The organism is Chitinophagales bacterium (assembly GCA_016787225.1).
Taxonomy (GTDB): domain Bacteria; phylum Bacteroidota; class Bacteroidia; order Chitinophagales; family JADJOU01; genus CHPMRC01.
This window is the reverse complement of record JAEUUY010000031.1, coordinates 43,739-58,221: the sequence shown is the minus strand read 5'-3', so window position 1 is coordinate 58,221 and position 14,483 is coordinate 43,739. Positions and strand designations below refer to the sequence as shown.

Genomic DNA, 14,483 nt, shown 5'->3' with positions numbered 1-14,483 from the left:
TAATTAAAAAAAATAAAATACATTATATCAATAAAACAATTGAGAAATATAAAATTGCAAAAGACTGTATACTAGCTAATTGAGGGGTAGTTAGATAGAATTAATCATTAGAAGCCACTGCGTGGCGAACTATATGATTTAGTTGTCCCGAAGAACCTTCGGGACGATTTAGAATTTGTTTCAATCCCGTGCGTACGGGATTGCAAAATATTGAAATACAAATTCTTAATCGATTCTGCATTTTCTAATGCGGAATTTGGGTTTATGATACCCTCTAGTCAGTTGCTAGGGATTTATAAAATTCCATCTTTACAAATTTATTATAACCAATGGCGGTTTTAAAATGGTCCAACTCATTTTAAAACCTTGCTATGGTAAATGCCGTTGTTATTAATGTTCAGTACAATGAACTACAGTGATATTGGACGGATACATAAATACAAACGGTATTACTAATACGCTTACGGTATTATAGTATAGTTGCAATTGTCAACAGTTATGAATAATTGATTACCAAGTAATAAAATGATATATCTGTGTATAAATTTCCTCTACATTATATTAAAATAAAATATATATGAGAAAATATTATTTAAATAATAAAATTTCTATAATTTTGCCCGCATAAATAATAAAATATTTCCATTATGAATCGTTTTCATGCTATACAAGAAGCTCTTGATAGGAAAAGTCCAGAGATTGATTTTATTTCTCACAAGGTTTCGGACTACTATGCTCAGAATGTATTTACAGATGACAAATTGAAAAATTATGTATCGAACAAGGTATATAAGCAGCTCAAGGAATGTATATCACACAATCAAAAAATAGATAGAGAGACAGCAGAGCATATCGCACAAGGCATGAAAAATTGGGCCATAGAAAACGGTGCCAAGAGTTATACACACTGGTTTCAGCCATTGACTGGTCTCACGGCAGAGAAGCATGATTCTTTCTTTGAACCTACGGAAAATGGCAAGGCTATAGAGAGTTTTGGTGCCAATAATCTAGTTCAACAAGAACCTGACGCATCTAGTTTTCCAAATGGTGGTATACGACAAACATTTGAAGCCAGAGGTTATACTGCCTGGGATCCTACATCGCCAGCTTTTTTAATGGAGAGCAATTTTGGAAAAACACTTTGTATTCCTACCATATTTATAAGCTATACAGGGGAAACCTTAGATTTTAAAGCACCTTTGCTCAAATCTATAGAGGCACTAGAAAAGGCGGTATTGCCCGTCGTGAATTATTTCGACAAAGCAGCTACTAAAATCACAGCTACATTGGGCTGGGAACAAGAGTATTTCTTAGTAGATGAGGCTTTTTACCATGCACGACCAGATCTTATGTATACCGGTAGAACGCTTTTAGGTGCCATACCAGCCAAAGGACAGCAGTTAGAAGACCATTACTTTGGGGCTATACCAGATAGAGCCTTAAATTTTATGATAGACCTAGAAAAAGAATGTCATCTTCTAGGTATTCCTATTCGTACAAGACACAACGAAGTAGCTCCTTGCCAGTTTGAGTGCGCCCCTATGTTTGAAGAGTGCAATGTAGCGGTAGATCATAATCAGCTTCTGATGGACGTTATGGACAAAGTAGGGCAGAAGCACAAATTGAAAGTGTTGCTGCACGAAAAACCTTTTAAAGGGGTCAATGGAAGTGGTAAACACAATAACTGGTCTTTGGGCACTAATACCGGTAAAAATTTACTCTCCCCAGGTAAGACCCCTAAAAATAATCTCCTTTTCCTCACCACTTTTGTCAATGTGATAGCGGCAGTGGCCAAATATAGTGATGTATTGAGAGCAGCTATAGCCTCCGCAGGCAATGATCATAGACTAGGAGCCAATGAAGCTCCACCAGCTATTATCTCCGTATTTATAGGTAAGGCCTTGACAGATGTTCTCAACGACATAGCAGAAAAAGTGAGTGATAAAAAATCTAATCAATTATTGACCGATGATTTAAAGTTGCATATTCATAATCAGATTCCGGATATCTTATTGGATAATACGGATAGAAATAGAACTTCGCCTTTTGCCTTTACGGGCAATAAATTTGAAATAAGAGCTACAGGATCCTCCGCGAACTGCTCTTCGACCATGGTCGTCATCAATACTATCGTAGCAGATCAGTTTTTACGATTTAGAAATGATGTGGAAGCTCTTATAAGCAAAGAAGGGGAGAAGAAGGAAGGTGCTATCATGCGTGTATTGAAAAACTATATTTTAGAATCACAGAATATCTTATTCGAAGGGGATAATTATAGCGAAGAATGGGCGGCAGAGGCTGCTAAACGCGGATTGAATAATGTTCGCACCACTCCATACGCACTTGATTTCTGGATGGTCAAAGAAAATGTAGATGTATTCGCTCGTCATGGAGTCCTCTCCGAGAGAGAAATGGAGGCTCGTTATGATATATTCAATCACAACTATCTACTCAAAGTACAAATCGAAGGAAGATTAATCGGTGAACTTTGCGTGAATAACATTATTCCTGCAGCTATCCAATATCAAAATAATATGCTGGATAATATTTTAAAACTGAAAGAAGCGGGATTCGATAAAAATATGTACAAGGCTCAGGCAGAGCTTGTAGAGAACCTTTCAGGACACCTTGCTCAAGTTAAGTCATTGGTCGATTCTATGATAGAAGCCAGAAAAATCTGTAATAAAATCGAGGACAATGCCGCCAAAGCCAAAGCATACTGTGATAAAGTAGTTCCTTATTTCGACGAAATCCGCTACCATGCAGATAAATTAGAGCAGTTAGTAGATAACAAACTATGGCCGCTACCGAAGTATAGAGAAATATTGAGTTTGAAATAGAAGTTAATAATTATAAGTTTTAAGTGTTGAGTTTATAATAATAAGTTCAACACTTTTTTACCCCATTTTCTCCGCTAGTTCTAGCCAGCGCATATTATAATCTTCGATAATCTTGGCGATGACAGAGAGTCTGTCTGTGACTTTTTGCATTTCATCGAATGGTAAATTATCCATGAGTTTAGCTGATAATTCTAACTGCTCAGTTTCTAAATTTGGGAGTTCTTTCTCTATTTTTTCAAACTCTCTTTGTTCATTATAGCTCAGCTTAATACCTGATGGTTTACTGCTAGGTTTTAGCTCTATTGCTTTCTCTGTGGTAGTTTTTGTTTCGGTTTGATTGTATTTATTCTCTTGAATTTCGTTTCTGTACTCCGTGTAAGTACCATAATAGTCTCGGATTTTGGCATTGCCTTCGAAGCAGAAGAGGTGCTCTACACAATTATCCATAAAGTATCTATCGTGCGATATAACTATGACACAGCCTTCAAACTCTTCTATAAATTCCTGCAATACATTTAAGGTGATGATATCCAAATCATTCGTTGGTTCGTCGAGTATAAGGAAATTTGGATTGAGCATCAAGGTGCGAATCAGCGACAGACGGCGCTTTTCACCACCACTTAGTTTTTTGACAAATACATAGTGCATGTGTCCGGGAAATAAAAATCGCTCCAGCATTTGCGCAGCAGTATAGGATTTACCACCTTTCAATGGAATATGCTCTGCTGCATCTTTGATAATTTCTATCATACGCTTTTCACCATCGAACTCATTATTTTCCTGTCTATAGTATCCTATTTTTACAGTTTCTCCTACCACTACTTCACCTTTGTCCGGCTTCTCTAGACCTAATATCAGGTTTAAAAACGTCGTCTTGCCCACACCATTTTTTCCTACAATACCTACTTTCTCATTTCTCTTGAATTTATATTCAAAATTTTCAAGAATTTTCTTATCACCAAATGATTTGTAAACCTTGTGAAATTCAAGAATCTTGCTCCCCAGTCTATTCTCGACTGTCTCCAATTTCAATTCTTCTTTTTTAGGCTTGAGTATCGTGTTTTCTTCGATATTTTCAAAGCTATTGATTCTGGATTTAGCCTTGGTGGTTCTAGCTTTTGGTTGTTTGCTCATCCATTCTTTCTCTCTGCGAAATATATTCTTCATCTTCTCATTTTGAGCGAAGAGAACTTCTATTTGAGTTTGCTTCTTTTCTAAATAGTAGGCATAGTTCCCTTGATATTTTTGCATTTTACCGTTTTCCAATTCTACGATTTGATTGCAGACAGCATCGAGAAAATAGCGGTCGTGGGTTATGACTAGTAGTGTCAATTCTCTACTTCTGAGATAGTTTTCTAACCATTCGATCATCTCAGGGTCGAGGTGGTTGGTCGGCTCATCCATCAAGATGAGATCGGGTTCTTCGATTAATATAGCAGAAAGGGCTACTCGTTTTTTCTGACCACCAGATAGACTTCCCACCCGCTGTTCGAGGTCATAAATATCCAATTTGCCTAAAATCTGACTCATCCTAGACTCTAAATCCCACACCTGTAGCTTGTCCATAGCTGCCATAGCTTCTTCCAGAGAGTACTTGCCCTCCATAGCTTTTTTATAATGATCTATCGCTAGAAATTTCTCAGAGTTTTGACTATATAATACTTCGCGTATCGTCTTAGACTCGTCCAAAGGGGTGTCCTGCTGCAGATACCCCACTTTGACATCAGAGTGAATAAAGAACTTAGCGTCACTATTAGGTAATTCCTCACCGAATATCATTTTTAAAAGCGTCGTTTTACCTGTGCCATTTTTGGCTACCAATGCTACTTTATCGCCTTTATTGATATAGAAATGGATATCTTCAAATATGACCTTATCGCCATAATGAAGCGTAAGGTTTTCGATAGCAAGGTAGTTCATGGATAAGAAAAATTGGAGCGCAAATCTACAAGAAAAAATCTATGTAGAACTTGTTGTATAAGAAGTTTTACTTTTTCAAAGATTTCAAAAACTCTTGAAAGTCTGCAAAATAATCATTGATTGTTTTCTCTTTAATCGCCTTCCACTCTGCTTTTGGTTGACTGAGTTCTTTCTGTTTTGTTTTCTTATTATCTTCTTTATCTAGACTAGCATTTATAGCATCCATTCCATGTAGATTCATCCATCTAGGGTCATAGTTTTCTTCATTCGATCTGACAAATGACACGACACTTTTTACCGTTTCCTTCAATTTATTTATATCCTTAAATGCATATTGATTGATAGTAGTGCCATATTGTTCATTGAGAACGGCAAGTCCCGATGTGGCTGTTATATCCATGCATCGATTTGCATCATAGCGAGCTCTGAGTTGAGCTACATAGAACCAAAAACAAGCCTGATCTTTTTTATCAGAATTAAAAAGTACCTGCGATAAGGCAAATAAAACCGTAGGGTTATAATTGTTTGGGTTTTTCAATACCTCTTCGGCAGCCTTCTGCTTGACATCCGCTTCACCTCTCGTTAAAAAGTTCACCAATCCGTTGCTAACTTCGACATCCACCTCTGCATAAACACCCTTTGGCGCCAATTCTATATTTTTTACATTCTGCGTAAATGCATGATAATTCCAAATCAATAAAAAACCAAAGGTTAAACTTCTGAACATGATAAAATTTTAGATTATAAAATTACGATTAAATAGCTATACTAATTTGAATAATTGTGAAAATGGCTCTAAAAGCTAAATTTCGAAAAGTTTTTTTTGCTTTCCCCTGTTCGCCGGAGTCTATAGTCGAATTCGTGCAGCGTTCAGCGAATGTCTGTGACTTCGTCGAAGTGTTAGTAAATTTGTAATTTACAAAATAAAAAAGCTATATTTGTGTTGCAATGAATAAAAAGCATGAAATCAGAGATTTCAGTGCACCGCGACGTAGTCAGAGACTCATATCTAGAAACTTCATTTTATTTTTGCAGTTAAACAGAGTAGGGTTGTATAAATTAGTTTTCAATTGAATCCGGTATATAGTTCAATTTAACATTCGGCTTTTAACTCCGTAGGAGTGGTCTGTTTGTAATAGACAAAATAACCTATAACTTTTAAACCCCAGAGGGGTGACATGTGATTCATGGCTCCAAATCAAGCCAAACTATTCAACATAGACCGATAAATATTTTACCCATACAATTCAACATAGCCCATAGATTTTTATCAACCTTGAAATCTTAAAATTTATTAGCCAAGGTGGCAATACCTTGATAGGCGCAGGGTTTAATAATTGGCTTTTAGATATTCGTCCTGTTTATTAATTCAAATTCATTAATTTTTCTGATGTAATGACTTGATTACTTTCTATTACTTTTACTGTTGGAGGTTCTGAAAATTGAAATGTTTTAAGTTCATTTATTAAATCATTGAACTCAGAGTTAGTCGCAACCACAACGTTATCAAGCCCAATTACATCTCCACTTTTAATTTTTGCTTTTACGCTTCTTGCTTCGTTTTCTTCAAGTGTTACTAAATAGCTTAATGCTTTTCTATGTACATATTTTAAAGCTATTGCTTCCAAATCAGCTTGTTTATATCGCTCTCTTAAACTTGTCTTTGCTGAAATACAAATAGGACCACGTTCTGCGGTATAAAACATTAAGTCATAAATAACGTTTGGAACAAACGCAACTTTTGCACTCAAATATAAAGGTAATAATCCTTCACGTACGAACAAAGTAGCTAAAATGTATTCAAAAATTTTTCCATTAAGATTATTATTGCTTTCTTCATGATTCTTAAAAGCGTTCCAATAGGTAGCAACATATTCTGTTGGATATCTATACTTGACCTGCCTGAAATCTGAAAACAACGAATCGAAAACTATTTCAGCTTTATTATCCTTTCCAACAGTGATTCCTAATTTATTTAGTTGATTCATTTATTTAAAATTAATTCTAAAATCTTTTTTGCTGTAGCCTGAATAGCTGGTATAGCGACAGAATTGCCAAACTGTTTATATGCAGAAGCATCCGCAACTGGAATAATAAAATTATCTGGAAACCCCTGTAGTCTTGCCCATTCTCGTGGAGTCATTTTGCGAATCCCTTCTCTATTTACTTCACCTTTAATGTGTGTAGTAGGTGTAAAATCTGTAATTCTATTGTCTAACACTAAATTTCTCTCTCTACCCATTCCTCCAACAACGATTGTGTTTGCAATGCCATCATCAGAAATAATTTCATATCCAAATCCATTTCCCTTCCCTTCATGTCGTGCTTTATGATTTACTAAAGTTTGAACATATTGAGTTGATAAGTAATACTTTGTTGGTACAACCTGCTTCTCTTTTATATCAGCAAATTTCACCTTTTTCTTAATTGGTTTTGGATATTGAAAATTTGAGACACCAGTGTCTTCATGAAATCCTACAATATAAATTCTTTCTCTATTTTGAGGAACTCCGAATTCTTTAGCATTTATTATTTGAGGTTCGGGTACAAAATAACCTAAATCATTGCGTAATACATTCAATATAGTTGCCAAAGTGTGCCCTTTATCGTGGCTTCTCAAACCTTTTACATTTTCAAGAAAAATCGCTTTGGGTTTATGTTTCTTAATTATTTCAACTACATCAAAAAATAACGTCCCCCTTGTATCATCAAAGCCACCGCGTTTGCCTGCTATTGAGAAAGCTTGGCATGGAAATCCTGCACATAAAACATCAAATTCTTTGGGAATATAACTTTTAACATGCGATTTAGTTATATCGCCAAAAGGCACTTCTCCAAAATTTGCTCTATACGTTTTCTGAGCTTCTTTGTCCCATTCACTTGTAAATACACACTTTCCACCCAGATTTTGCATTGCAATCCTAAAACCTCCAATTCCTGCAAATAAATCTATAAATTTAAACGTGTAATTTTTTGGTGTCGGAAAAGGTACATTCTGGACTTCAAATAACATTTGTTGAATGGCATATTCGGCAACTATTGATATATTATCATTTTCGACTTTATAGTCTATGTATTCTTTTAAGACTTTTAAAGCGTTTTTTTTGTAGTGTTTTGAAACCCCATTTTGGATGTTATGAAGATAATGAGTCAAAATAGCTTTTCGATCCTCTAATGGCTCTATGAGTCGAATTTGGAAACGCTTTCCATCCAATTCATCAATGCTAATCCGCTCCTTTAAATTCATTTTATCATCGTATCTTACCTCTGTAACCTATATACAAAATTACAAAGGATATCAAAAAACGAAACCGATTTTTTCTAAGTCAGATAGAACCACCTGTAGGGGCAAGGAATTTTTGAAGTGAATTATCTAACCACAGCTCATACCAATTTAAAAAGGAAATATTTTGGTTATTCCCAAGTTCAAAAGAAGGATAAATTCCATTCTCACTTCCTCTGTCATCCGTCCATATATTTCCATACTCTTTGCCATAGACTATTAAGTGCAAACTTGCACCACAGCCATAATTACATATAGTAATAGTTCCATTCATATGTTCTTTGCTATAATATATCTCTTCAAATTTTGCATATTCTATTTCATTTTCTTCTGCATTATCTTTGCTGAATTTAGTCGAAAATCGGGGGTTCCAAGGTTCTGTAAACAAAAAGGGCTTACTTGGATTTAACAAAGAATTTTCATATTTATAGTTTAGATCATCAAACAAACAATTTTCAAATAGCTCGAGTCCATAAAACGGTCCAGCGCCTCCATTACCAAGTATTGTAACAAAATCTACATATTCTCTTGGCAGTTTTATGTCATATTTTCGTTCAAATTCATGAACTTTGTCGATTGAGACAGGATGATTTAGTTGGTATTTATGTTCTTGTGAGCCAAATACAGTAAAATAACTATCCAATCCTTTGAGTTGATCTATTTTAACTAATATTCTTTTTAGTTGTTCGTTCATCATAATACTATCTTTCAAGAGTGGGTGGAAAGGTATATTTTAAGGCGATTATTTCAAAGGTATAAGTTTTTATATTTGTGTAAGGTGAAACACCTATCAGGGCGTTGATATGGTTATAACTCATACCATAATGGACGAAGGCGTTAACTAAACTAATAGTTCGTAAATTCTGCTGATTGAATTTATGTTAATCCCTTCTGGCGCGGACATAGACGAAGTGATGTCTGTGCTATTACTCTTTTTTCTGCTAATGTGGCACAGAGACCCTTTGTTAATCTCTGCTCACTTTGCGTTTAATCCCTTGCAACTAATAACTAAAAACTTCCAACCCCTACCCACTACAGCTAATACACCCTTCTTCCATGGTGCATACAGGGCCGTTGACGACTGGTTCGGCGGTGAAGCTATCGAGAACATCTGCTGCGAATTTAGCAGGTTCTTTGATGGTTTGTACCTTGGTTTCTGGCACTACTTCGGTTTCTGGCTGCTGTGCTACTTCTTTTTCGATAGTCACCTGTGCCGCGCGAGTAGCTGCTTTAGATCGTAAATAGTAAGTTCCTGTCTTTAATCCTTTTTCCCATGCATGCAGGTGCATAGCCGTGAGCATAGCGTTATTCGGATTTTCTAAGTGGATATTCATAGATTGAGACTGGCAGATAAAGGCACCTCTATCGGCAGCCATGTCTATGATGACGCGCTGCTTGATTTCCCATACGGTTTTGTAGAGATCTTTGATATGCTGCGGAATGCCTTGGATATTTTGGATAGATCCATCGGCAGCTATGATTTTATTTTTCAAATCCTCTGACCATAAACCTAGGTCCACAAGGTCATTCAATAAATGCTTATTGACGATAATGAAGTCCCCAGAATTCACTCTACGGATATAAATATTGGAGGTATAAGGCTCGAAGCACTCGTTGTTTCCTAATATCTGTGAGGTAGATGCGGTAGGCATAGGAGCTAGTAAGAGTGAGTTGCGAGCACCGTGCTCCATTACTTCTTTTCTCAAGCTTTCCCAGTCGTATCGCTCATTTCCTGGATTGACATTCCACAAATCGAACTGGAATATTCCTTTGGATAGCGGAGACCCTTCAAAGCTAGAGTATTTACCTTCTTCTTTTGCAAGTTCTATCGACGTCTTCATTGCGGAGTAGTATATGGTTTCGAAAATATCTCTATTGAGCTTTTTAGCTGCTTCCGATTCGAATGGCATACGCATTAAAATGAATGCATCCGCCAAGCCCTGTACTCCAATACCTATCGGTCTATGGCGCATATTGCTATTCTGTGCTTCTATGACTGGGTAGTAGTTGACATCGATGATACGATTGAGATTTCTCGTGACACGAGCGGTCACTTCTTCCAGTTTTTTAAAATCGTATTTTTTATCTTCTGTCACAAATTTATTCAAAGCGATAGATGCTAGGTTACAAACAGCCACCTCATCTTCTGATGTGTATTCTATGATTTCGCAGCATAGGTTCGAACTCTTAATCGTTCCTAGATTTTGCTGATTTGATTTTGAATTCGCATGGTCTTTGTATAGAATATATGGAGTACCTGTTTCTACTTGGGAAGCGAGGATTTTCAACCAAACTTCAGATGCTTTAATAGTTTTCTTGGCCTTTCCTTCTGCTTCATATTTTTCATAAAGCGTTTCGAATTCTGCTGAGTGGGTGTCCGCTAAACCAGGACACTCATTAGGGCAGAATAGTGACCAATCTCCATCTACTTTGAGTCGCTTCATGAATAAGTCTGGAATCCACATGCCGTAGAATAAATCTCTTGCACGCATTTCTTCTTTACCATTATTCTTTTTGAGGTCAAGAAAGTCTAAGACATCGGCATGCCAAGGCTCAAGATATATAGCAAAAGCACCTTTGCGTTTGCCTCCTCCCTGATCTACGTAGCGCGCAGTATCGTTAAATACACGCAGCATAGGTACGATTCCATTCGATGTACCATTCGTACCCTTGATATAGCTACCATTGGCTCGGATATTATGTATGCTTAAACCTATACCACCTGCGCTTTTAGAAATTTGGGCGCATTGCTTGAGCGTATCGAATATACCATCAATGCTATCATTTTTGGTAGTGAGTAGAAAACAAGAAGAAAGCTGCGGATTAGGCGTACCTGCATTAAATAAAGTAGGTGTAGCATGGGTAAACCATTTCTCACTCATCATGTTATAGGTCTCAATAGCTGAGTCGATATCGCCCTTGTGGATACCTACAGCTACCCGCATGATCATATGCTGCGGTCTTTCTGCGATTTTCCCATCGATTTTAAGTAAATACGATTTCTCTAAGGTTCTAAAACCGAAATAATCATAGAAAGAATCTCTCGCATGTACTATAGCTGCATCGAGTCTATCTTTATTAGCCATAACAACTTCATAGACATCATCCGCTATCAAGCCAGCCTTGGCACCTGTTTCTTTTTGTACATAATGATATAAATCATCTACCACTTCAGAGAATTTCTTCTTGGTATTTTTATGTAAATTAGAAACAGCGATACGCGCAGCTAAGACCGCATAGTCTGGGTGAATAGGAGTCATAGAAGCTGCAGTCTGAGCCGCTAATTCATCAAGCTGTGAGGTACTCACACCATCGAATATACCGCTGATGACATATTTGGTCACACGCTGAGGCACTACATATTCTGGATTCAAACCATAGCACAGCTTGCGTACACGCTCCGTGACTTTGTCATACATGACGGGCTCTTGATTTCCTCCTCTTTTGATTACGTACATATTATATTACTTTATATTTTTAAAAATCTATTTCATTGGTTTGTGGTATGCTAAAGGCTGTATCCTCTGCTGCCTTATCTACTCCCGCTTTTTGGTATTCACCTACTTTTCTCTCAAAGAAATTTGTTTTAGGTCTCATCGATATCATTTCCATCCATGGGAATGGATTAGTCGCATTATAAACCTTTGGATATCCAAGAGAGACTAATAATCTATCAGCTACGAATTCGATATATTGACACATAGCTCCAGAATTCATTCCTATGAGGGATACAGGTAAGGCGTCGCTCACAAATTCTTTTTCATAAGTCACGGCCTCGGTGATGATAGAAGTAACGGTTTCTTTTGAAAGTTTGTTTTCTAACATAGAATATAACAAGCAAGCAAAATCGCAGTGCTGGTTTTCGTCTCTTGAGATTAATTCGTTCGAAAAGCTCAAACCTTTCATCAATCCTCTATTATTAAGCCAATAGATAGAACAGAAAGAACCCGAGAAGAAGATACCTTCTACCGCAGCGAAAGCCACAAGGCGCTCTGCGAAAGAAGTCGATTTCTCAATCCATTTCAGTGCCCACTCTGCTTTTTTCTTGACACATGGTACGGTCTCTATAGCATTGAATAATCTTTCCTTTTCGTTCGGATCTTTGATATAGGTATCTATCAATAGACTATAGGTCTCTGCATGTATATTCTCAATAGCTACTTGATAACCGTAAAAACAACGCGCCTCTGGAATAGTGACATCTTGCATAAAATTGACTACCAGATTTTCATTCACTATGCCATCACTCGCTGCGAAGAATGCCAATACATGAGAAATAAAATGCTTTTCGTCAGCAGTTAATTTATTATTCCAATCTTCTAAATCAGGCTGTAAATCTATTTCCTCAGCTACCCAGAAACTATTGACAGCTGCTTTATACATTTTCCAAATACTATCATATTGGATAGGGAAAAGCACAAAACGGTCTTTGGTGTCTTGTAATATAGGCTCAATATTCTGCGCTTTTTCCATGAGATGATTATATTTGTATCTTTGTTAAGAATTTATTAATTTTTGTAGAAAATCCTGTGGTTACTTTCTGATGACAAAACTAATTTTTTAAGTGACGATTTCACAATTATATATCCACAGGTGTTTAAAAAAATATATTAAAATTTGCGACCCATTGCAAGACTAAGATTTGGAGAATATTAACAGATTTTTATTAAGTCAGAAATTAAAAGAATATGCTAAAAGCATTGGTTTTCAAGATATTGGAATTTCTAAAGCTATTACTTTAGAAAAGGAAGCAAAAGATTTAGAACTGTGGTTAAAGAATGGTTTTCAGGGGGAAATGAGTTATATGGAGCGACATTTTGACCTGCGAATATCACCTCAAAAACTACATGAGAATACTAAAAGTATTATTAGTTTATCTTATAATTACTTTAAGGAAGAGAGTCAAGAAAATGCTCCAGAAAAAATTAAGATTTCCAAGTATGCTAGAGGTCGTGATTATCACAAGGTGTTGAAAAGAAAATTAAAATTGGTCATCGATTTTCTAAAAAAAGAAGTAGGGGATGTCAGTGCGAGGGGATTTGTAGATAGTGCACCGGTGATGGAGCGCGTATGGGCTGAAAAGAGCGGTGTAGGCTGGATAGGGAAGAATTCATTGCTACTCACCAAGTCCAAAGGTAGCTTCTTTTTTCTAGCGGAAATATTTGTAGATATAGAGCTAGACTACGATGTAGCTGTCAAAAATTTCTGTGGTAGCTGCACGAAATGCATAGATGCCTGTCCTACACAAGCTATCGTGGCACCCTATGTGGTGGATAGCAATAAGTGCATATCTTATTTAACTATTGAATACAAGGCAGAAACTATGCCTGCGCATTATTCTGAAAATAGTCAAAACTGGATTTATGGCTGCGATATCTGTCAAGACGTATGTCCTATCAATGCTCGAGCCCGACAGCACGCAGAATCTGAATTTCAGGATAAAGATATTTTCTCAGATATGAGAAGAAGTACCTGGGAAGAAATCACGGAAGACAATTTCAATGAAGTTTTTCACGATAGCCCAATCAAACGCACAGGATATAAGGGTTTGATGCGAAATCTCGAGCATAGTAAGAAGAAGTAAATATTGAAGAGTGATATTTACTTTTTGAGAATGGAAATATAATACCCACAATGAAAGAGCTAAAAATCAACTATAATTTACTTTAAATTTAGTATTTTAGAGGTGTGAAAAATCGAGAATTAGATTTTGTTATTGATAGATTAACGGATTCTATTGTTAATGTTTATACAGGCGATAGTTTTCAGACAGAAGTTTCTCTTTTGACAAAACAGGAGTTGAAAACTATTAACAAGAAAAATAAATGGAATTTTGATTGGAATATTGAATATGTAGATTTAACCCGAGAAGTATATAAATTGACAATAACTAGCAGTCCGCATGTCGTACAAGGAATAGTGAGTTTATCTAAGAAAAAGGGATATGTTGAAATGAATCTCTTAGAAAGTGCGCCATTCAATATTGGAAAGAAAAAAATATACGAAGGCGTAGCTGGTAATTTAGTGGCCTATTGTTGTAAGGTCTCTTTTCAAAGTGGATTTGATGGTTATGTAGCATTTACCGCAAAAACACAACTCATCATTCATTACCAAAAGACTTTAGGAGCTATACATTATCGAAATCAAAGAATGTTTATAGAGTCTGATGAAGCCAAAAAATTAGTAGAAAAATATTTTAAATAAACTGAATATGGGATATATCAAGGAACCTGATGGTGTTGACTTCATAATTAAAACTATTCCTCTTTCCGAAAGAGAAGAAAAAGAGTTTACAGAATTTATAGAAGAACGGAAAAGGCTGAAAAAAATAAAAACTTCATTATCTACAAAAAGACGTACTCATAAAAAAGAGTTAATTAAGACTTAGTGTTTTTTAAAAAAAGTATCGATGATCTTAGCAATTGAGTTAATGGCTTAAT

General features: G+C 36.1%; 11 protein-coding genes. 4 read left to right on the top strand and 7 right to left on the bottom strand.

Features of this window, described 5'->3' with window-relative positions; translation table 11 throughout:
- The first annotated feature begins 644 nt into the window (after window positions 1-644).
- Complete coding sequence (locus JNL75_12400) at window positions 645-2,840, top strand: glutamine synthetase III (protein ID MBL7790621.1); 2,196 nt, start codon at window positions 645-647, stop codon at window positions 2,838-2,840.
- Window positions 2,841-2,897: 57 nt separating this feature from the next.
- Here the strand turns inward: JNL75_12400 and JNL75_12395 are convergent, their stop codons facing one another.
- The 7 genes from JNL75_12395 to JNL75_12365 all read right to left on the bottom strand — a co-directional run bounded on the left by JNL75_12395 (window position 2,898) and on the right by JNL75_12365 (window position 12,516).
- Window positions 2,898-4,760: an ABC-F family ATP-binding cassette domain-containing protein gene (locus JNL75_12395; protein MBL7790620.1), complete on the bottom strand. Its 1,863-nt coding sequence runs from the start codon at window positions 4,758-4,760 to the stop codon at window positions 2,898-2,900.
- 67 nt (window positions 4,761-4,827) lie between these two features.
- Window positions 4,828-5,487: a hypothetical protein gene (locus JNL75_12390; GenBank protein ID MBL7790619.1), complete on the bottom strand. Its 660-nt coding sequence runs from the start codon at window positions 5,485-5,487 to the stop codon at window positions 4,828-4,830.
- Window positions 5,488-6,124: 637 nt separating this feature from the next.
- Window positions 6,125-6,748: a hypothetical protein gene (locus JNL75_12385; GenBank protein ID MBL7790618.1), complete on the bottom strand. Its 624-nt coding sequence runs from the start codon at window positions 6,746-6,748 to the stop codon at window positions 6,125-6,127.
- Window positions 6,745-8,007 carry a DNA cytosine methyltransferase gene (locus JNL75_12380; protein MBL7790617.1) on the bottom strand — a complete coding sequence of 421 codons (1,263 nt, stop codon included), beginning with the start codon at window positions 8,005-8,007 and terminating at the stop codon, window positions 6,745-6,747. The genes JNL75_12385 and JNL75_12380 overlap by 4 nt, the downstream gene beginning before the upstream one ends.
- A 79-nt stretch (window positions 8,008-8,086) precedes the next feature.
- Entirely contained in the window at window positions 8,087-8,740 is a 654-nt protein-coding gene (locus JNL75_12375; GenBank protein MBL7790616.1) for an SMI1/KNR4 family protein, read from the bottom strand.
- 328 nt (window positions 8,741-9,068) lie between these two features.
- The gene (locus JNL75_12370) at window positions 9,069-11,501 is read right to left on the bottom strand and encodes a ribonucleoside-diphosphate reductase subunit alpha (protein ID MBL7790615.1); all 2,433 of its coding nucleotides are present in this window, start codon (window positions 11,499-11,501) and stop codon (window positions 9,069-9,071) included.
- Window positions 11,502-11,520: 19 nt separating this feature from the next.
- Entirely contained in the window at window positions 11,521-12,516 is a 996-nt protein-coding gene (locus JNL75_12365) for a ribonucleotide-diphosphate reductase subunit beta (protein ID MBL7790614.1), read from the bottom strand.
- A gap of 169 nt (window positions 12,517-12,685) precedes the next feature.
- On the opposite strand from JNL75_12365, the gene queG reads away from it, so the two are divergent.
- The 3 genes from queG (at window position 12,686) to JNL75_12350 (ending at window position 14,431) form a co-directional block, all read left to right on the top strand.
- Window positions 12,686-13,627, top strand: a complete 942-nt coding sequence (gene queG, locus JNL75_12360; GenBank protein ID MBL7790613.1) for a tRNA epoxyqueuosine(34) reductase QueG — start codon at window positions 12,686-12,688, stop codon at window positions 13,625-13,627.
- 104 nt (window positions 13,628-13,731) lie between these two features.
- Window positions 13,732-14,247, top strand: coding sequence for a hypothetical protein (locus JNL75_12355; GenBank protein MBL7790612.1), 516 nt, complete (start codon window positions 13,732-13,734; stop codon window positions 14,245-14,247).
- A 7-nt stretch (window positions 14,248-14,254) separates the two neighbouring features.
- Complete coding sequence (locus tag JNL75_12350) at window positions 14,255-14,431, top strand: hypothetical protein (GenBank protein MBL7790611.1); 177 nt, start codon at window positions 14,255-14,257, stop codon at window positions 14,429-14,431.
- The last annotated feature ends 52 nt before the right edge of the window (window positions 14,432-14,483 follow it).

Excerpts from the sequence above, each read along its gene's own strand:
- JNL75_12395 (MBL7790620.1), bottom strand. The coding sequence starts at position 4,760 with ATGAACTACCTTGCTATCGAAAACCTTACGCTTCATTATGGCGATAAG.
- JNL75_12370 (MBL7790615.1), bottom strand. The coding sequence starts at position 11,501 with ATGTACGTAATCAAAAGAGGAGGAAATCAAGAGCCCGTCATGTATGAC.
- JNL75_12375 (MBL7790616.1), bottom strand. The coding sequence starts at position 8,740 with ATGATGAACGAACAACTAAAAAGAATATTAGTTAAAATAGATCAACTC.
- JNL75_12350 (MBL7790611.1), top strand. The coding sequence starts at position 14,255 with ATGGGATATATCAAGGAACCTGATGGTGTTGACTTCATAATTAAAACT.
- JNL75_12365 (MBL7790614.1), bottom strand. The coding sequence starts at position 12,516 with ATGGAAAAAGCGCAGAATATTGAGCCTATATTACAAGACACCAAAGAC.
- JNL75_12380 (MBL7790617.1), bottom strand. The coding sequence starts at position 8,007 with ATGAATTTAAAGGAGCGGATTAGCATTGATGAATTGGATGGAAAGCGT.
- JNL75_12390 (MBL7790619.1), bottom strand. The coding sequence starts at position 5,487 with ATGTTCAGAAGTTTAACCTTTGGTTTTTTATTGATTTGGAATTATCAT.
- JNL75_12385 (MBL7790618.1), bottom strand. The coding sequence starts at position 6,748 with ATGAATCAACTAAATAAATTAGGAATCACTGTTGGAAAGGATAATAAA.